General features: G+C 61.8%; 16 protein-coding genes. 3 read left to right on the top strand and 13 right to left on the bottom strand.

From position 1 onward, the window contains the following. Positions 1-108 precede the first annotated feature (108 nt). The 8 genes from AB5Y73_RS15890 to AB5Y73_RS15925 form a co-directional block, all read right to left on the bottom strand. Entirely contained in the window at positions 109-2,868 is a 2,760-nt protein-coding gene (locus AB5Y73_RS15890; protein WP_107682835.1) for a collagenase, read from the bottom strand. Positions 2,869-3,086: 218 nt separating this feature from the next. Next, the gene (gene menE, locus AB5Y73_RS15895; RefSeq protein ID WP_181497055.1) at positions 3,087-4,514 is read right to left on the bottom strand and encodes an o-succinylbenzoate--CoA ligase; all 1,428 of its coding nucleotides are present in this window, start codon (positions 4,512-4,514) and stop codon (positions 3,087-3,089) included. Next, entirely contained in the window at positions 4,507-5,436 is a 930-nt protein-coding gene (gene menC / locus AB5Y73_RS15900; RefSeq protein ID WP_181497056.1) for an o-succinylbenzoate synthase, read from the bottom strand. Before menC ends, menE begins: the two co-directional genes overlap by 8 nt. Beyond that, positions 5,436-6,284 (bottom strand): 1,4-dihydroxy-2-naphthoyl-CoA synthase, encoded by an 849-nt coding sequence (menB, locus tag AB5Y73_RS15905; protein WP_206525820.1) that lies wholly within the window; start codon positions 6,282-6,284, stop codon positions 5,436-5,438. The genes menC and menB overlap by 1 nt, the downstream gene beginning before the upstream one ends. Positions 6,285-6,288: 4 nt before the next feature. Beyond that, positions 6,289-6,414 (bottom strand): hypothetical protein, encoded by a 126-nt coding sequence (locus tag AB5Y73_RS15910; RefSeq protein WP_258224330.1) that lies wholly within the window; start codon positions 6,412-6,414, stop codon positions 6,289-6,291. Beyond that, positions 6,407-7,204 carry a 2-succinyl-6-hydroxy-2,4-cyclohexadiene-1-carboxylate synthase gene (gene menH, locus AB5Y73_RS15915; protein WP_181497057.1) on the bottom strand — a complete coding sequence of 266 codons (798 nt, stop codon included), beginning with the start codon at positions 7,202-7,204 and terminating at the stop codon, positions 6,407-6,409. The genes AB5Y73_RS15910 and menH overlap by 8 nt, the downstream gene beginning before the upstream one ends. Then, on the bottom strand, positions 7,164-8,921 hold the full coding sequence (menD, locus tag AB5Y73_RS15920) for a 2-succinyl-5-enolpyruvyl-6-hydroxy-3-cyclohexene-1-carboxylic-acid synthase (protein WP_181497058.1): 1,758 nt from the start codon (positions 8,919-8,921) through the stop codon (positions 7,164-7,166). The genes menH and menD overlap by 41 nt, the downstream gene beginning before the upstream one ends. A 32-nt stretch (positions 8,922-8,953) precedes the next feature. Beyond that, the gene (locus tag AB5Y73_RS15925; protein ID WP_181497059.1) at positions 8,954-10,276 is read right to left on the bottom strand and encodes an isochorismate synthase MenF; all 1,323 of its coding nucleotides are present in this window, start codon (positions 10,274-10,276) and stop codon (positions 8,954-8,956) included. A gap of 208 nt (positions 10,277-10,484) precedes the next feature. On the opposite strand from AB5Y73_RS15925, the gene AB5Y73_RS15930 reads away from it, so the two are divergent. Next, positions 10,485-11,390 (top strand): 1,4-dihydroxy-2-naphthoate polyprenyltransferase, encoded by a 906-nt coding sequence (locus tag AB5Y73_RS15930; protein WP_026034945.1) that lies wholly within the window; start codon positions 10,485-10,487, stop codon positions 11,388-11,390. A gap of 80 nt (positions 11,391-11,470) precedes the next feature. On the opposite strand, the gene AB5Y73_RS15935 is transcribed toward AB5Y73_RS15930, so the two are convergent. Next, positions 11,471-12,865: a PepSY domain-containing protein gene (locus tag AB5Y73_RS15935; protein ID WP_151285853.1), complete on the bottom strand. Its 1,395-nt coding sequence runs from the start codon at positions 12,863-12,865 to the stop codon at positions 11,471-11,473. Positions 12,866-13,129: 264 nt separating this feature from the next. Here AB5Y73_RS15935 and AB5Y73_RS15940 point away from each other — a divergent pair, with 264 nt between their 5' ends. Continuing rightward, complete coding sequence (locus tag AB5Y73_RS15940) at positions 13,130-13,537, top strand: hypothetical protein (protein ID WP_005335923.1); 408 nt, start codon at positions 13,130-13,132, stop codon at positions 13,535-13,537. Between the two features lie 26 nt (positions 13,538-13,563). Here AB5Y73_RS15940 and AB5Y73_RS15945 read toward each other — a convergent pair whose 3' ends face one another. Both AB5Y73_RS15945 and dbpA read right to left on the bottom strand, forming a co-directional pair. Beyond that, positions 13,564-13,854, bottom strand: a complete 291-nt coding sequence (locus AB5Y73_RS15945; RefSeq protein ID WP_005363120.1) for a YkgJ family cysteine cluster protein — start codon at positions 13,852-13,854, stop codon at positions 13,564-13,566. 89 nt (positions 13,855-13,943) lie between these two features. Further along, a complete protein-coding gene (dbpA, locus tag AB5Y73_RS15950; protein ID WP_005335919.1) occupies positions 13,944-15,323 on the bottom strand; it encodes an ATP-dependent RNA helicase DbpA in 1,380 nt (459 codons plus the stop codon). 542 nt (positions 15,324-15,865) lie between these two features. Between dbpA and AB5Y73_RS15955 the strand changes: the two genes are divergently transcribed. Beyond that, positions 15,866-17,071 carry a NupC/NupG family nucleoside CNT transporter gene (locus AB5Y73_RS15955; protein ID WP_005363118.1) on the top strand — a complete coding sequence of 402 codons (1,206 nt, stop codon included), beginning with the start codon at positions 15,866-15,868 and terminating at the stop codon, positions 17,069-17,071. A 64-nt stretch (positions 17,072-17,135) separates the two neighbouring features. Here the strand turns inward: AB5Y73_RS15955 and AB5Y73_RS15960 are convergent, their stop codons facing one another. Both AB5Y73_RS15960 and AB5Y73_RS15965 read right to left on the bottom strand, forming a co-directional pair. Continuing rightward, positions 17,136-17,636 carry a metal-dependent hydrolase gene (locus AB5Y73_RS15960; RefSeq protein WP_041234360.1) on the bottom strand — a complete coding sequence of 167 codons (501 nt, stop codon included), beginning with the start codon at positions 17,634-17,636 and terminating at the stop codon, positions 17,136-17,138. 125 nt (positions 17,637-17,761) lie between these two features. Then, on the bottom strand, positions 17,762-18,211 hold the full coding sequence (locus AB5Y73_RS15965; RefSeq protein ID WP_005335916.1) for a YaiI/YqxD family protein: 450 nt from the start codon (positions 18,209-18,211) through the stop codon (positions 17,762-17,764). Between the last annotated feature and the right edge of the window lie 7 nt (positions 18,212-18,218).

Genomic DNA, 18,218 nt, shown 5'->3' on the forward strand with positions numbered 1-18,218 from the left:
ATAACGGGCGGGCACCTCATTCGGGCAGAGGTTGTCGCAGCAGAAGAGGGAGTGCGGGGGAAAAAGCGAGGGGCTGCGGTGGCAGCCCCTCTGGTCGGTGAAGGTTTATCAGTGGGCGGAGTCATTGCCTTTGCAGGCGTCTGACTCCTTGTTTGCTTGCCACCAGGGCAGCAGATCCCGGGCGAGCCACGCCTGATAGGCGTGGCTGTCGTTGGCGATCAGCCGGTCCAGCTCCCCTTCGAAGTCGCTCATCGCCTGCTGTCGATCCGGATTGCGCAGCGCCTGTGCCAGCGCCAGCCAGCTGGCGCCACGACCGGTATCGTTGAGGAAACGGTGCACGGTATAGGACCAGGAGTAGACCATCTCGCCACCCTGGTCGTAGTCAAGGTGGAGGATCGCCGCCAGTGTCGGGCGCTGGTTAGCGGGGCGGTTTGCCACGTTATCCAGACCCCGGGCAAAGCACTGGCCGTGGGCGATGTACTCTGCAATCCCCTCGGCCCACCAGGTAGTGCGGTTGAGCGGATAGTGTCCGAAGCTGCCGTACTGGTTGAAGCGGCCATCCAGATAGTGAACATACTCGTGGCGCAGGTTCCACACCTGGAAGGCAGGGCGTTTCCACTCCGCCTCATAGGCGAAGAAGCGGGCCTGATTGCCGGGGCGAGCCGGATCCCCCTCGATATAGATGCCGCCATTGTCGGTGGAGACGCCAAACAGCGCGCTGCCGTAGCGGCCCCAGTCGGCGGAGGAGTTGAAGATCACCAGCTCCAGCGCTTCGTTGTGATCATCGGCCACCGGTTGCCAGCCAGTCTCCATCTGCTGGTGGAAGCGCTGCTCTTCATCACCCAGCTCGCGGCAGATCCCTTCGGCCTGAGCCTGAGTCAGATCCTGGGCGCGCAGACGCAGGGTGGGTGAGCAGGTGTGCTCGAACGGCAGAATATCTTCCATGCGGATCGGTGTGCAGAGCCCGGCGAACTCACCGCTGACACAAGCCTCGCTGGTGCGATCCGTGTAGGTGAGGTAGTAGCTGGAGAGGGTCAGGGAGACCTCTTCCAGCATGGTAGCCGGATGCTGGCCACCCGGGATCAGCCCCTGCTGGTGCATGATGGCGATGACATCGCGATCCAGCTGTTGGCGATAGGCAATCGCCTTATCCGGGCTGGTGTGATGGAGGTAGCGCATCATCTGGTAGAGACGGCTATGGGCATCGAGGATGTTGTTGAAGATAAACAGATCCCGTGAGCCATCGCGCTGTTTCCAGAGGGCCAGCTCGCTCAGGCCTAGTTGCAGCAGGCTCTGGCGCAATGCCGCCTCCTGTTGCAGCACAGCTGCGCTGAAGTCTGCCTGCTGACCGTAAGAGGCGCTCTGATCGACCAGATTGAGCAGCTCGAACAGGCCATCGGCCCAGGGTTTGTGGCCATTGATCTGCGCCGCATGTTGCACCGCATAGCCGAGCGCCTGGTTGAGCTGGGCCAGCATGGGGGCGGCACTCTGGCGGAAGGCGGCTTGCCCAAGTTGTCCCTGCGCCGCTACGCTCCAGGCTTCCAGCACTGTGCCAGCCTGATCCTGTGGTTCGGCACCCAGCAGCAATGGGTGGTTGAGCAGATCAATCATCACCCCGGCCAGTGCCCGGGCGGCCTGATCACTCTCCTTGCCAACGCCGCCATGGTAGTTATGGGCGCGCACATAGTAGAGCAGCTTGTCCATTGCCGGATGGGTCGGCTGGTTGGCCGCCATCAGGGCACGCATGCCGCGCACCACCGCCATCAGCTTGGCGTCATCGTGGCCGTAATCCGCCTGCCAGGCAGGACTGTTCTGGCCGCTCACGTCGGCTACCAGTTTGGCGGCATCGCTATCGAGCAGATCCACATCGGGCTGCTCGGGCTCGGAGCAGAGACGACCGTTGGCGCGGCGGCACTCCAGCTGCTCCTCCTTGCTGGCCAGCACGATGGGGCGATTGAGCACCCGGCTCTCCTGCCACTCTTTGCTCTCTGGCAGGGGTTGCCACTCGCCGCCGGCGACCGGGTATTGGTAGCCGCTATCTTGCAACGTTACCTGAACCTCGCTGCCAGCGGGGATCACCTGACGACAGATGCGATAGCGGATGGTGTTGCTCCCCTCCTTGCGCTCCTGCGGCTCATCACACTCCTGCTGAGGCGTGAGCTGATCCAGCAGCCACTGATAGCGGCGCCAGACGTGGATCTCGCTGACCTGAGCAGCAGCCTGACTACCTGCCACCGGTTGCAGACGAAAGAAGATCTGCTCCAACCGGCCATCCCGCTCACTCGGGGTCTCTTCAAGTACCTGCAACTGCTGCCAATCCTGCGGCTGATAGTGCCACTCCGACCCTGCGCAGCGGCCTTGTGCGTTGAGTTCGCAGCGATCCAGCTCCCTTTCGCTCTGACCCAGGATGATGGCTTGCGGCAGCGGCAGACGATCCTGCCGCTGGGCGGTCGGCGTGCCCGCCAGCTGCTCCCAGCGACCCTGCTTGAGGCCATAACCAAAGTCATAACTGCTGGCGGGAATGAGCTTGCCCGCCGGAATCCGATCTTCACAGCGCATGAAGCGGATCTGCCAGCCCGCATCTACCTTGAGCTGCGGCTCGCCACACTGTTGCTCGGCCAGTGCGGCGAGATCGCTACTCTGCCAGTCGAAGCGACGGTAGACCCTAAGCTGCTGGTAAGGAGCATTGCTGCTGCGCGCCTTGAGCTCGTAGGTGATCTCGGTGATGCGAGCGGCCAGTTGCCGGCTCGATTCGCCAGTCAGCTGATACTGTCGCCAGTCATTGGGGGAGTAGTTGGCTTGCGCCGAGGATGTAGCCAAAAGCAGGGGGCCTGCCAGCAGCAGCCACCCGGTACCTGAACGGTTCATTTTTATCCCTTTGTTCTTGTTTGTGTATTGTCTTGCGAGTAATCGCAAGGCAATTTAAACAGTTCCAAAGGGATATCAATTGCCAATTAAAAATCAGATAAATCAATAAGATGGTGACTTTTTGAGTCTGATCGAATTATCGTGGGTTGGCGCCGCAGTAAGGACTCACATGTTTCTTTTTTGTTTTCAAAGAAGATCGGTAAAATGTGAGTCCGATCTCATTCAGCTTGTCGTGCCCGAGTGGTCTGTTGTCGGGCAACCTTGCCCAGCAGTTGGCGAGAGGGTTTGAGATTGCCGCCAAGATCGGGCCAGGGGAGCCAGTGGTCGGGCACCATAAAGCCGGGCAGGGTGGCACGGATCCAGGCAGCCATTTCGGAGTCGGGAACCGGCTCGCCGTGCCAGTCGATAAAGGCGGCGGGGCGTTGCCCCCACTCGTCGCTCGGTACCGGCACCACCAGCGCCTGGGCGACAGCGGGATGATCTACCAGTCGCTGCTCGATGGTTTCGGGCTGGATGTTTTCGCCACCCGAGATGAAGAGGTTATCGAGCCGTCCCTCTACCAGCAGCTCCCCTGCCGCAGTGAACCTCCCCTTGTCGCGAGTATGAAACCAGCCTTCGTCATCGAGCGGCAGTTCCAGCTCGCCATCTCGGTAGTAACCGGCAAACAGGGTGGCGCCGCGCACGCAGATCTCCTGCTCCCTGATGCACACTTCCCGTCCCGGTAGCGGTTTGCCAACTACGCCTGTATCGCCGGGTATAGCGGTGCAGACCTGACTGCCCATCTCGGAGAGACCATAACTCACCTTGGGTTCGAGCCCCATGGCGCAGAGGCGGCTCACCAGCGGTTGCGGGATGGCGGCACCGCCGAGCAGCAACTCGCGCAGGCGGGTACGGGCGGGATCAAAACCCTCTGCCAGCAGGCGCCAGAGCTGGGTTGGCACCAACGAGAGGTGAGTGATGGGCTGGCACTCCAGCCGCTCCTTGAGGGAGCGTTCACGTTGATCCAGCACCAACGTGGCGCCCGCCAGAAAGACCCGAAACAGGATGGCGTAGCCGCCCACATGGAACAGCGGCAGGGAGAGTAGCCAGCCGCAGGCCTCATCGAGGGGAATGAGGGTGGCAGAGCCGCGTGCCGAGGCCAGGTGGTTGCAGAGCCGGTGCACCACCGCTTTCGGCGTGCCGCTGGAGCCCGAGGTGAGGATCATATTGTTAAGCTGGGTCGATTCCAGCGGCCATGTTTCCTCGCTTGCCGGCAGTTCGTGCGTGAAGTCGAGGCACAAGGGTTGCCAGTTGCCTGCCGGGATCTCCCCTGCCGACCAGAAGGCATCGGCATCGAGTTGCACCGCCAGCTCGCGCTGCTTTTCGAGAGGAAAGGCGGGGTTGAGCGGGCAGAACACCACGCCGCTGCGCACGCAGGCCCACGCCAGCAGCACATCTTCCAGCGCCCCGCGCACCACCGCTGTCAGATGATCGCCACGACGCACTCCGGCTTGTTCCAGCTGTTGGCACAGGCTGTTGAGGCGGGCATCGAGCTGGCGATAACTGAGGGGGGAGACTGCGTGGATGGCAATGCGGTTCGGGGCTGTGATTGCCCGGTGGCGTACCGGGCAAGGTGTCTGTTCGGATGAGCGGGAGGGGTCAATCACGGTAATACAGTTGCTCCAGTCGGCTCAGATCTGGTTTGCCATCCTCCCCCAGCAGATTGCCCGCCATCCAGCGGCGGGTATCCAGCCCCGGCGCCTGTTCCGGCGCCCACTCGCCTGCCAGATGAAAGAGCTGGTTCAGGCCCAGATCCGATTCGAAGCAGGAGGAGATGATCACCTTGAGCCGCAGTTCGCGGGCGCGGGCGATCAGCGCTTCGCAGTTGGCCAGCGAACCGAGCAGGGTAGGCTTGAGCACCAGCGCGCGCAGTTGCGGGATCGGCTCCCACGGCTTGCCCTGCGCCAGCAGTTCGTCCAGCGCCACCGGCATGCCGGTGCGGTTGGCGACAAAGGCGATGTCGGCAAAGTCGGCGCAGGGGTCTTCCAGATACTCGATGCGATTCGGGTCGAGGTGGCCACAGAAGGTCCACGCCTCCTCGCGAGTCCAGCCCTGGTTGGCGTCCAGCACCAGCTTGAGGGAGGGGAGGCGATCGCACAGCAGGCGGATCAGCGCCAGCTCGTCACGCATCGGGTAGCGCGCCACCTTCAGCTTGGCCTTGCCGGGCGTGCGGTGCAGCCACTCTTTCCAGTTGCGCAGCAGCTCCTGGGGGGAGCCTTGAATGAGGGGATAGGGCTCCGGCAGCGGGTTGCGCTGCTCGGGCCATGTCCGGCGCGCGCAGTCGAGGCCAAATTGCACCGACGGCAGCACGGGGTTCGGGGTGTCGCCGGCGGCCAGTGCTGCCAGCGTGGCGAGGGCTTCTGCCTCTGCCTGTTGCAGGCTCTCTTTCGAGAAGCCGGGCAGGGGGGCAATTTCCCCCCAGCCGTCGTTGATGTGCACCAACAGCCCCTCTCGCGCCACCTCCACCTTGCCGTGAAAGGTCAGTGGCTGGGTAAAAGGCAGTTGATAGCGATACAGGGCTAGTGTCATCAGGGGTTCCGCTTGTATTTGGAGAAGTCGGGGCGACGCTTTTCGTTGAAGGCGTTGCGGCCTTCCTGACCCTCTTCGGTCATGTAGAACAGCATGGTGGCATTGCCCGCCAGCTCCTGCAAGCCCGCCTGACCATCACAGTCAGCGTTGAGCGCCGCTTTCAGGCAACGCAGCGCCATCGGGCTGTTTTGCAGCATTTCGCGGCACCAGCGCACGGTTTCACGCTCCAGATCCGCCAGCGGCACAACGGTGTTGACCAGACCCATGTCGAGGGCTTGCCGGGCATCGTACATGCGGCAGAGGAACCAGATTTCGCGGGCCTTCTTCTGGCCGACGATACGAGCCATGTAAGAGGCGCCCCAACCGCCGTCGAAGGAGCCCACTTTCGGGCCGGTCTGGCCAAACTGGGCGTTGTCGGCGGCGATGGTCAGGTCACACATCATGTGCAGCACGTGGCCACCACCGACCGCGTAACCGGCCACCATGGCAACCACAGGTTTCGGGCAGGTGCGGATGTCGCGCTGGAAGTCGAGCACGTTGAGGTGGTGAGTCCCCTCGTCATCCCGGTATCCACCGTAGTCGCCACGGATCTTCTGGTCGCCGCCGGCGCAGAAGGCTTTCTCGCCAAAACCGGTCAGGATGATGGTGCCGATCTGATCGTCATAACGGGCATCGGCCAGCGCCTGCAGCATCTCTTTGACGGTACGGGGACGGAAGGCGTTGCGCACCTGGGGACGGTTGATGGTGATCTTGGCAATGCCATCGTTGGACTTGTGATAGAGGATGTCCTCGTAACCGGCGGAGCAATCCTGCCACTCAACCGGAGCGTACAGTTCCGCTTCCGTCATTGCTTCAATCATGGTTTTTTCCTTCTGATCTGGGAGAGTGCAGTTGAGCACCGAGTTGAACACTGAGTTGAGCAATCCCGGCATGTTGAACAGGTGCATACAGTTCAGCTTCCGTCATTGCTTCAATCATGACTCGTCTCTTCTTGTTGGTTGACCCACTCCGCGAGGAGTCGGGCAAAGTTATCAGGCTGATGGGCGTGCAGATTATGGCCGCCATCCAGCACCAAGTGGTTGATTCTGCGATCCTGGTTCGCCAGCTGGCAAGCCAGCTGATGGAATTTGTGATCCCGCTTGCCACTCACATAAGTAACCGGCAGCTGGCTCGCCATGAGCCAGGGGGCGAGATCCGGCTGCTTGCCTAGCGAGGTGGCGCGCAGCATGGTGGCGATGCCCTGACCGTCGTTGCCAAGGCGGCGGGCGATCTGGCGGGCCCGGGCCGCATCGTCAAGATCGGCAAACACCCCTTGCCGGTACCAGTCTGCCAGCACGTCAGCCAGGGGCTCCTGCTCGAAGCGCCGCGCCCACTGTTCATCGTGCTGGATGCGGGCGGCCCGTTCACTGGCCGGTAACCCCGGGTGGCAGTTCTCCAGCAACAGCCCCCGCAGCCCGGCGGGCTCGCGGCTGGCGTGATAGAGGGCCAGTCGTCCGCCCAGCGAGTAACCGACCAGCAGGTAGCGTTCAATGTTGCGGCTTGCCAGCTCGGCTACCAGCCACTGGTGGTTCTGCTCAAAGTCGCTGACGTTGAGATCGCGATACTGGCCGTGACCCGGCAGATCGAGGGCGATGCAGCGGATGGCGGGCAGCCGGTCGATCACCGGTTGCCAGTCGCCGCTATCCCCCAGCAGGCCGTGCAGCAACACCAGCGGCACATTGGCATCTTTATTTGCCACGGATGGCGGCCCCCAGCGCCTTGAGATCATCGGCTACCTGCTCGCTCGGTACCCGGATCTCGATCAAGGTAACGCCATGTTGGAGGGCGGCGCTGTAATCGTGCTCGAACTCGGGCAGGGTGGTCGGCGCCCGATAGCCGAGGCCAAACATGGCGGCAGCATGTTCAAAACTGAGGCCGTGGGGCAGCCGGTAGTAGCTCTCCAGCAGCTCCCCTTCGGTGGGCACCGGCAACATACGAAAGATGCTGCCGCCATTGTTGTTGAGCAGGATCACCACCAGCGGTCGACTCGCCTTGCTGAGCAGGGCGAGGCTATTGAGATCGTGCAGGGCGCTGAGATCCCCAAGCAGCAGGGTGGTGGGCTCATCGCTACCCAGCTCGATCGATTGGGCAAACCCGTAGGCGGTGGCGATCAGGCCATCGATGCCGGAGGCGCCACGGTTGGTCATCACCCGGCTCGGCCCCTTGCCCGTTTCGCCGAGCATATCCATCAGTCGGGCCGGCATGCTGTTGCCGACAAACAGTTGCCCTTCGATCAGGCGGTTGAGGCGATGGCAGACCCCGAGCTCGGAGAAGTGCTCGCAGGCAGCGGCGATCTGCTGGCTGGCGTTGTGTTGCAGCTCGGCCAATGTGTGCCAGGGGGCTTGTGTGGTGACCGGATGGGCCGCAGCAAAGGCGCTGGCACTGCAGAGCAGCCGGTTGCGCAGCCGGTAGTCGGGATCGAGCCGCGCCGGTTGCGGATCCACCAGCCAGTAATCCTGCCATGAATGGTGTTTTATGAACTGGCCAAGCCGCTTGGAGACAAGCCGCGCGCCAAATTGCAGCAGCACCTCGGCGCGGCCCAACTCGGCGACAAATTCAGGGTCGTTGAGCGCCAGATCCATATGGATGAGGTTGCGGCTATCGAAACGGATCTGGCTCTGCAGATCTGCCAGCAGCGGCCAGCCGAGTTGCTCCGCCAGCGCGGCGGCGGTCTGTGCCTGCTTCGGGTCGGTAATGCGGCCAGCTACAACGATGCCGCGCTGTTGCCGAAAGGTTTCCCACTCCGCCTGAGGTGGGCAGGTCGGCTCGTTTTGCTGCCACGGGCTCCATGGCTTGTGCGAGCCGAGCCAGTCACCGAGGGGGGCCAGATAGTCGGAGAAATCCTGATAGTGCTCCCCCGGGTAAAGGGGCTCCGGGTACATGCAGTTGAAGTGCACCACCCCGGGGGTGAGCACCTGCTTGGCCAAGGCTTGGTCCACCGAACTCAGCACAAACGCCGCCGGAATGGTCGGGGTGGGGCTCGGCAGGTTCTGCTGATAGACGGGGTAGCGGCCGAAGATCCCTTGCTGGTCGATCGCCTGATTGGCGCCGTTGTCGATAAGTTCGTGAGGACGATCGGCGGAGAGAATAATCAGCGGCACGCCGGTGAGCTGGGCCTCTGCCACGGCGGGCCAGAGGTTGGCTACCGCGGTGCCCGAGGTCATGATCACCGCCACCGGCCGGTTGCTCCCCTTGGCCAACCCCAGTGCCATAAAGCCGAGGCCGCGCTCGTCAAAGTGCAGGTGACGACGAAAGCCCTGATGGGCCGCGGCTGCCATGGTCAGCGGCGCGGAGCGGGAGCCGGGGGCCAGCGCGATATCGCGCACCCCGAGGCGAAAGAGCTCCTCCAGCAAGAGGGAGGACCAGACGTGGTTGAAGGTGGCGTGCTGGCTCGAAAACGGTGTGCAGGCAAACTCTTCGCTGGCAGGCTCTTTACGGGTGGGCATAGGGGCTCTCGTAGCGTGAAAAGGGTGAATGACTATCCCAGCTGGGAGAGCACATTGGCGATCTTGTTGTCGAGCTCGGCCCACTCTGCGACAGGCTCGGAACCGGCGACAATGCCGGCACCGGCAAACAGGGTGACGCTGCCCGGCTGAATGCGGGCGCTGCGAATGGCGACCGAGAACTCCGAGGTCTCCCGACTCAGCATGCCGCAGGCACCGGCGTACCAGCCCCGATCGTAGGGCTCGAATTCGCGGATAAAGGCGAGCGCTGCCTCGCGCGGAGCGCCGCCCACCGCCGGCGTCGGGTGGAGGGCGTCGAGCAACTGCCAGTCGCAGACCCCGGGCTTGAGCTCGGCTTCGATATCGCACTTGAGGTGTTGCAGCAGGCGCAGTTTGAGAATGCGTGGCTCGGTCAGGGTGGCATCGTGGGTCAGTGGTGCCAGTCGGCTGAGGATGTCGGCATGTACCAGCCGGTTCTCCAGCCGGTTCTTGCTGTCGGCCAGCAGCTCGGCGGCCAGTTGGGCATCCACCTCTTCATCGCCGGAGCGGCGGATGGTGCCCGCCAGTGCCTCGGTAAAGAGGTGGCGATCTTCCCGGCGGTAGAGCCGCTCGGGGGAGCAGGCGATAAAGGCCTGCTCGGGGGAGAATTGAAAACCGAAGTGGAAACAGTCCTGGGCGTGGCGGGCCCACTGGTCGAGCATGGCCCAGGGATTGATATCCGCATCGTGGTTCGGACTGGTCAGCACGCTCTCCCGCGACAGCACCACCTTGGGGGTGTGCGCCTGAAAATCGGGGGCGGTGACGCGCTCCACCAGCGTCTGCCACTGGGCGGGGCCGGGGCAATCCTGTCGCTGCCAGGGCTGCTTTTGCAGGGCTGGCAGCGGGGCTTCCGGGCGCAGGGCATCGAGGGCGGCTTCGGCCGCCTGCAGTTCGGCCTCGAGATTGTTTTCATCCAGCCAGAGGTTGAGGCAGAGGCTGACGCATTCGCCACGGCGCACCAGCTCGATGCGGGGCAGCACGAAACGGCAGGGGCCAAACCCTTGCCAGCCGGACTGGGCCGGATCGAACGCCAGCCCGCCATAGTAGCGAGGGCTGTCGTCATGATGCTGGTTGGCTGTGTTAGTGCACACCTGCTTGATGGCGTGCGGTTCGGTCAGTTCATGGATGGCGCCCAGCGCGACATACTCGGGACGAGCCTCTCCACGGGCCTGCCAGTAGATGCGGGGATAGAGGGTTTGCGCCGCGAGCCAGCCCAGAAAGGAGCGGATTTCGATCGCTACTCGCAACCGTACGAAGCCGCTGACGTTGCTGTGACGCAGGGCGTCCAGTTGTTGCTTGATATGGGTCTGAGCCAACATGGATTCTTGTCTGAGCCGGGTAGTAACGAGCGATCCGGTAGCTGGATGCCGTAGGTTTATGCCAAAGGGCGATGATTTCCTATATATTATCTGCCCATTCGTCCATGTAAATCGCCCGCGGGAGCTTCACTCTCCGGGGCCAAGTATACCCAAATCCGGTTCGATAACCCTTAACACGATCAATATCCGATTGTTTGGCCATCACAAAATGACAAATACCTTCTCTGTTTGGTTGCTGGCGGCGCGTTTGCGAACATTGCCGCTCGCCTGCTCTTCCATCCTGCTGGGCTCGGGGCTGGCTGCCAGTCGTGGTGCCTTCGATGGCACCATCATGGCGCTCTCGCTGCTGACCGCCATCCTGCTGCAGATCCTCTCCAATCTGGCCAACGATTACGGCGATGCGGTCTCCGGCGCCGACAACGGCGAGCGGATCGGCCCGCAGCGGGCGGTGGTCTCCGGTCTTATCACCAAAAAGCAGATGTGCGTGGCGATGGGGCTGACTGCGCTGGCGGCGGTGGCCAGTGGCCTGCTGCTGCTGGGCTGTGCCTTCGGCGGCCAGTGGCTGCAGATTTTGGCATTTGTGGTGCTGGGTGGCGCGGCCATTGTTGCGGCGGTGACCTACACCGTGGGCAAGACCCCTTACGGCTATCGCGGGTTTGGCGATATTTCGGTGTTCCTCTTCTTCGGCCTGCTCGGGGTGCTCGGCTCCTACTACCTCTTCACCAAGACGCTGGAGTGGGATCTGCTATTGCCCGCCACCGCCTGTGGCCTGCTGGCCACCGCCGTGCTCAATATCAACAATGTGCGCGACATCGAGACCGACGCCGCCAGCGGCAAGATCACCCTGGCGGTGCGCCTTGGCCGCAACCGCGCCATCGCCTATCACTGGGTGTTGCTGGGGGCGGCGCTGCTGGCAACCATCGCCTTTATCCTGATCCAGCCCGCCAGTTTCTGGCCGTGGATCTTCCTGCCCGCCATGAAGCCTCTCAGCGATGCGGCCCGCACCTTGCGCGAAAGTTACGATGGCGAGGTGCTGACCGGCGCCCTCAAGAAGACCGCCATCAGCGCCTTTCTGTTCAGCCTGCTGCTCTCCATCGGGTTGGCGCTCTCCTGACAGCTGGTCGCAGCTCGCCAAGGCGAACAATAAAAAGGGCTCCCGAGATGGGAGCCCTTTTTGATCGTTATCGAGGCAGCTCAGCTGGCCTTGGCCAGCGCCGGAGTCCGGCGGGAGAAGAGCAGGGTATCCAGCAGCCAGATGGCGACCAGCGAGGCGCCCACCAGCGGGAAGGCAATGCCCAGCAGGATCAGCAGGGCGATGGCACCGCGCATCGGCGGGAGTTTGGTAGGCAGCGGCGGTGCGGCGAGACGGCCCTGCGGACGGCGGCACCACCAGATCCACAGACCGCTCACGGCGCTGGCCAGCACCATCAGGCAGATAAGCAGCATGGCGAGCTGGTGGGGCCAGCCGTAGAGCTTGCCCATGTGCAGCATGACGCCACTCTCCACCGTTTTGGCGACCGGGCCGTAATCCTGCCAGCGCACATCGGCCAGCACCTTGCCACTGTATTGATCGATATGCAGGGTGGCATCGTTGCGCGGATCATCGGCAAAGATCGCGATGGTATAGACACCGGTGGCGCCGACCGGCGGGGTAATGCTGTAACCCGGTTGGACTCCCCGCTCATGGGCGATCTCGACCACCCGTTGCAGCGGGATCCGCTGGCTGGCCATCACCACTCCCTCGTGCTCGCCGTGGTTCATGGCGCCGTGATCGTGCCCCTCATCGACCGGCTGCGAGCTGGGCATAGGGGTGTTCTCCACCGCCCAGGGGACGGTCTGCTCGTGGGCCTGATTGAGGCTGCGAGCCAGCGGTGCCGATTTGGGCACCTCGTTCCACATGGCGGCGGGGAAGCGGTTCCAGACCGCGGCAAACTGATCGCCCCAGAAACCGGTCCAGGTCATGCCGCTCAACAGCAATAGCAGCAGGAAACCGGCTCCCCAGAAGCCGACCACGGCGTGCAGATCCCGCCACCAGAGGCGGCCACGCTGGTTCACTCTGGGCCAGAGGATGCCGCCCATCCCGGGCCCCTTGCGTGGCCACCAGAGGTAGAGACCGCTCAGCAGCAGTACCAGCCCCCAGCCTGCGGCCAGTTCGATCAGCCGATCCCCCGTGGTGCCGAGCAGCAGGTCGGCGTGCAGGGAGCGGGCTACCGCTTGCAGATTCCACTTGTTGTCCATTGTGCCGAGCAGGGCGCCGCTGGCGGGATCTATAAACAGAGTCAGCTCGCGATCCCCCTGATTGACGATGAACTGGGCGCTGGCATCCGGGCTGGCTGGCGGCAGGTATTTGCGCAGGCTGGCGTCTGGCATGGTCATCATCGCCTTGGCCAGCAGCTGGTCGGCACTCAGGGTCTGGCTGGCGGGGGCGACCTTCATCAGCTCGGGGTACATCAGGTTGTCGAGCTGGGGTTTGAACAGATAGACGATCCCGGTCAGTGACAGCAGGATCAGGAAAGGGGCGACAAAGAGACCTGCGTAGAAGTGCCAGCGCCAGATCCGTTGGTAATGACTCGAGTCCCTGTTTTTCATTGCACATCCTTGTTGGGGGGAAAACCTTTCGGCTGGTGGAATGTTTGTGGCGGCGCGGATAATAGCAGTAACGTTTCGTTAACTGCAATCACACATCTTGAGATCGATTCGGTGCGGGATGTGGGTAACATGAGGTGCCGACGGTTTGCTGGATAGGATGAGCACGCTTTGGGAAAAGCCTGTTTGCTGCTGGACTTTTCCTTATAAATTATTACCTTGTGGTAACAATTTGCAGGCGATGGTGGTAACGGAATGGGAGCAGTCATGCAGCCACATGGGCAATTCGACATGGAGCGCAGGGGCCAGATGCTGATCTGCCGCCCGAGTGGCCCCTTCAATCTGGCTGGTGCCATGGCCTATGAGGCGCGCTTTCGTCACGAACTGGCCGGTCTGATGGATGGCCCCTGGGGAATTGTCGAGGTCGCGACCGAGTTTGAAGCAGCCGGGCCCGAGGTGCTGGCACGTTTTCGTCGCCAGTTTGGCTGGTGTGCCGAGAGTGGCTGTCAGTTTCTGGCGGTGGTCTTCGTGGGGGGCTTCAAGCGCTATCTGGCGGATAACATCTTCAAGGGATTACCCTTTCGGGCGGTACGTTACTTCGAGCAGGAGGCAGCGGCCATCCAGTGGCTGGGGGAGCAGCTCAACACCGCTCCCTGTGAACCTGCGAGCGCTTGACCACCCGTATCCTGACTGGCCTTGGCTCAATCCAGCTTGATAAACCACTTGTCCCGCTCGTCAACGCAGTCGGGCTCACCCATTTCGAATTCGCGGCAGATCAGCGGTCGCACCTCGTAGATACGGCACATCATGGTGTTGCGGTCGAGGGCGGCGCACCAGCCATCGTCGAGCCGGCGCATGACCGGTATCTCGCCTTCCCGTTCCAGTACATAACGGTCCGGCACGCCGGTATCGGTAAAGAGCATCACTTCGAGGCGGCAGCAGCAGGCTTCGCAGTTCTGGCAGCTCACATCGGTTTGGATTGCTTGGGTCATGGTGCCTGTCTTGCCGCATGGCGGCATCGGAGATATGAAACAGGCGCCTGTCAGGCGCCTGTGGTCTGGCTAACGGCTTGCAAAGAACCTTAGCCCAGTTTGCGGGCGCGGTAGCTGCGACCCTTGATCTTGCCTTCCTGCAACCGCTTGAGGGCGGCGCTCGCCACGCTGCGCTTCACGGCGACGTAGGAGTACTGCTCGGAGATCTGGATCTTGCCGACATCGGCGCCGGCAATGCCGCCTTCACCGGTCAGGGCACCCAGAATGTCACCGGCCCGCACCTTGGTCTTGCGGCCTGCATCGATGGAGAGGGTCACCATCTGCGGGGCGATCGGCTTGATGTCGCGGCCGATGCTGTCGAGATCACCCAGCGGCATCGGAGCCTGCTGGTACTCTTCGATAAAGTTGACGCGCTGGGCCTCGTTCGGCTGATAGAGACTCAGAGCCAGACCCTGCTGGCCGGCACGACCGGTACGACCGATGCGGTGCACGTGCACTTCCGGATCATAGGTCAGCTCGTAGTTGATGACGGCGCCCAGCTCCTTGATATCGAGGCCACGGGCCGCCACGTCGGTGGCCACCAGAATGGTGGCGCTGCCGTTGGCAAAGCGCACCAGCACCTGATCCCGCTCGCGCTGTTCCAGATCGCCGTTCAGCGCCAGCGCCGAGAAGCCCTTGGCAGCCAGATGGTCGGCCACGTCGTTACAGGCGCGCTTGGTGTTGCAGAACACCACGCAGGAGCTTGGCTGGTAGTGGCTCAGCAACCAGGTGAGGGCGTCGAGGCGCTGGCCGGCAGGCACTTCGTAAAGCTTCTGTTCGATGGCGCTCCCCTCGTGCAGGGACTCCACGCTCACCTCGACCGGATTGCGCTGCACGCCGCGGCTCATCTGGGCGATCCCTTCCGGATAGGTCGCGGAGAAGAGCAGGGTCTGACGCTGCTGGGGGGCATAGCTGATGACCCGGTTGATATCTTCGCCAAAGCCCATGTCCAGCATGCGATCCGCTTCATCCAGCACCAGCGTCTTGAGGCCGGAGAGCTCCAGTGTGCCCTGCTCCAGATGCTTGAGAATACGACCCGGGGTGCCGACGGCGATGTGGGCACCAAAGCTCAGGGTGGCGGACTGCGGTGCGGTCGGGGTGCCGCCGCACAGGGTCACCAGCTTGACGTTGGGCAGGGCGCGCGCCAGACGACGGATCTCCTGAGCCACCTGGTCCGCCAGTTCGCGGGTCGGGCAGAGCACCAGCGCCTGCACTTCCAGGCGGTTGACGTTGAGCTTGGCCAGCAGGCCGAGGCCGAAGGCGGCGGTTTTGCCGCTGCCGGTTTTTGCCTTGGCGATCAGGTCTTTGCCATCGAGCACCAGGGGCAGGCTCTGGGCCTGGATCGGGGTCATCTGCAGGTAACCCAGGCTGGTAAGGTTCTCTTGCAGGGCGGGGGAGAGATTGAGGCTGCTAAATTCGCTGTTGTTCACAAAAGGACTCTATTTCGGAGAAAACGGGGATGCGCGAGCGCTAAGGCCGCGCATCATACCAGAATGTGGCACCGGATGTGGCGGATTTTTGAACGGCTTGTCACGAGGGGACATGAAAGGTTCATTTGTTGCCAAACCGATCGCGGGCGAGCACTGACAATGTAATAAGGACTATTTTTCAAACACACATCTAATTATTTATCGAGGATAAACGTTTTCTATTTTCGGTATTTTAATATAATGACTGGAAAATATTATGCGAGCAGTTACTGCGCTACAAGGAATGTTGCGAAAATGCTGATTAAATATTTTCAAAGAATATGAAAACGGCGCCACCACTACTCAACATTATGTTTTAAAAGGATTTATGTTATCTGTGTTGCACGATTAATATTAGTTCATTGCACAATTAATTTAAAAACGTTTGTATTATCCTGCCTCCATAATATTGCGCGGGATTGTGATGGCTATCTGATTTTTAAATGTGCAAATGTCTATGATGGCGCCGGTCAAAAATTACAATTTACTCAGGTGCTACAGGTATGGAATACGTTCACTTTGTGCTCGGACTGGTGATGGTCCTCGCTCTCTCTCTGCTGGCTAACCGCCACAACTGGAAACAGATCAAGCTGCGTTATATCGGCCAACTGCTGGTGGTCGAACTGGCGCTGGCCTGGTTCATGCTGAACTCGGAAGTGGGTCTGGCGGTGGTGGGGGGCTTTGCCGCCGGCTTCACCAAGTTGATGGAGTTTGCCAAACAGGGTACCGACTTCGTGTTCGGTGGTCTGGTCAACGAAGGGGCCTTCTCCTTCTTCCTGATGGTGCTGATGCCCATCGTCTTCATCTCCGTGCTGATCGGTATTCTGCAGTACATCCGCCTGCTGCCGCTGGTGATCCGCGGTATCGGTACCGTGCTGGCCAAGATCAACGGCATGGGCAAGCTGGAGTCTTTCAATGCCATCAGCTCGATGATCGTCGGCCAGTCCGAGAACTTCATCGCCCTCAAGAACATCCTGCCGCACCTGAACGAGAAGCAGATGTACACCCTGGCTGCGACGGCCATGTCTACCGTCTCCATGTCCATCGTCGGTGCCTACATGCAGCTGATCGAGCCGCGCTATGTGGTTGCCGCGCTGGTGCTCAACATGTTCAGTACCTTCGTGGTGCTGTCGCTGATCAACCCCTACGAGCCGGATAACTCCGTGACCGACATCAAGGCCATTGCCGAAGGTGACGAGCACCACACGCCGAAGAAAGAGAACTTCTTCGAGATGCTGGGCGAGTACATCATGGCCGGTTTCACCGTTGCCGTGATCGTGGGTGCCATGCTGGTGGGCTTCATCGCTCTGATCGCCCTCATCAACTACCTGTTCGAGATGGCATTTGGCGTGAACTTCCAGTTCGTCATGGGCTACCTCTTCTACCCGATCGCCTGGATCCTGGGCATCCCGAGTGGTGAAGCGCTGCAAGCTGGCTCCATCATGGCGACCAAGCTGGTGACCAACGAGTTTGTGGCGATGATGGATCTGGGCAAGGTGGCTGCCGAGCTCTCTCCGCGCACCGTCGGTATCCTCTCCATCTTCATGGTCTCCTTCGCCAACTTCAGCTCCATCGGCATCATCGCCGGTGCGGTAAAAGCGCTGAACGAAGAGAAGGGCAACATGGTTTCCCGCTTCGGCCTGAAGCTGGTCTACGGTTCTACCCTGGTCAGCCTGCTCTCTGCTGTTATCGCTGGCATCATGATCTGATCCTCTAGTGGTTCGCACCACTGCTTGGGCCCCTGACCTCGTCAGGGGCTTTTTTGTTTCTGGCTCACAGCCGCCAGCCGCACCACCAGCCGGCGACCAGCAAGGTGAGGGTGCAAAAGCCGGTTTCGATGGCACCGCCGCTGCGCAGCGGCCAGCCCGGCAGGCGGTAACGGCGCTTGATGGGCCAGAAGAGCGGAATGCCCGCCGGGGTGAGCCAGTCCCCCAGCAGATGGCTGAGGTAGCCGACGATCAGCGCATCCTTGACCCCCATGGGCAGGGTGTCCGGCGGCAGGCTCTGGTTCAGCCCCCAGACAGCGGCGGCGACCGCCAGCAGACTGTGGGTGAAGCCGCGATGGCCGAACAGCCGCGACAGAGGTTTCGAGATCCACGGCAGGCGCTGCCCCAGCACCGATTTGGGGTGGTCGAGGTCGGGCAACAGGGCGCTGGCCAGCGCGGCAGGGATTGTCTGCCACAGGCTGGCATCGGCCAGCGCCGGAGTGAGCTGTAGTTTGTGGGCGATCAGGGTGCAGGTAACGGAGAAGAGCAGGTGCCCTTGGGCGGTCATGATGATTACGGCGTGGACAAGATGGCGGCGCATCTTACCAGCCTGACGGTTGTGGTCAGCTCTTATTTTAAAAATCAGGATGTTACGGCGAAAAAGCGCCCATATTGGGCGCCTTTAGGGTCTCTTTACAGCTTGCCTTTGACCAGCCACTTGTCGAGGGCATTGGCAAAACGCTGCTTGTCAGCGGCATTGAAGGGGGCCGGGCCGCCGGTCTGCACGCCAGCCGAGCGCAGCTCTTCCATAAAGTTGCGCATGCCGAGCCGCGCCTTGATGGTCTCGCGGGTGTAGATCTCGCCGCGAGGATTGAGCGCCTCGCCGCCGGCATCGATCACCCAGGAGGCGAGGGGGATGTCACCGGTGATCACCAGATCGCCGGGCTGAACCTGCTGGGCGATGACATGATCTGCCACATCGAATCCCTTTTCCACCTGCTGGGTTTTGATGAAGGGCGAGGGGGGCACCCGCAGTCCCTGATTGGCCACCAGGGTGGTTACCACCTGGGCGCGGTGGGCGGCGCGGTAGAGGATCTCCTTGACCGGAATGGGGCAGGCATCGGCATCAACCCAGATAGGCATGGCATGG

It is taken from the genome of Aeromonas sp. s7(2024), from assembly GCF_040907825.1.
Taxonomy (GTDB): Bacteria; Pseudomonadota; Gammaproteobacteria; order Enterobacterales; family Aeromonadaceae; genus Aeromonas; species Aeromonas veronii.